Below are 648 nucleotides of genomic sequence, written 5' to 3'. Positions count from 1 at the left end.
GTGCTCGCGTGAGCGGTGGCCCACAGCAAGCTCAAACACAGTAAACTGGCCAATAAGGCTCTCAAGAAAGCACAACGCCAATGGCAAACAGCAAGCCAGTAACGCAAATACGAAGCTCTATACGCATGCTTAGCTTGCTGCATTATCGTTATCCCATTGCTCTGCTGCTTGGGCATCACTGCCCTTCGCAGCTACCCACTGTGCTCCATCTTCACGATGCTCTTTCTTCCAAAATGGGGCTCGCGTTTTTAAGTAATCCATGATGAATTCAGCCGCTGCAAATGCGGCTTTTCGATGCGCACTGGCAACGCCTACAAATACAATTTGTTCATTCAAGGTAAGGAAGCCCACTCGATGAATTACCGCAATCCTAGACAAAGGCCAGCGCTGTTGGGCTTGCCGCACGATATCCGTGAGTGCCCGCTCGGTCATGCCGGGATAATGCTCCAAGTTCATGCCCACCAATCCGCCTTCTGCAAGCTCACGCACGAGGCCTGTAAAAGTAACTACAGCACCATTTTCACCACATGCCGAAACACCATTACTCGCCACCTCAGAGCCACGTAGCCATTGATATTCGCGGGCCACATCGAAATCTGCTGTTTGCACTGCAATCCGTACATTTGCAGCCATGCTAGCCTCCGGTTA

At 51.4% G+C, this 648-nt stretch carries 1 protein-coding gene; it reads right to left on the bottom strand.

Going from position 1 to position 648, the window contains the following annotated elements; all coding sequences use genetic code 11:
• Positions 1-129 precede the first annotated feature (129 nt).
• Positions 130-633 (bottom strand): molybdopterin synthase catalytic subunit MoaE, encoded by a 504-nt coding sequence (moaE, locus tag VT06_RS17030; RefSeq protein WP_046555524.1) that lies wholly within the window; start codon positions 631-633, stop codon positions 130-132.
• Between the last annotated feature and the right edge of the window lie 15 nt (positions 634-648).

Source organism: Arsukibacterium sp. MJ3, assembly GCF_000987765.1.
GTDB lineage: Bacteria > Pseudomonadota > Gammaproteobacteria > Enterobacterales > Alteromonadaceae > Alishewanella.
The sequence above is the reverse complement of the archived record's forward strand: the minus strand, read 5'-3'. Positions and strand labels throughout refer to the sequence as shown.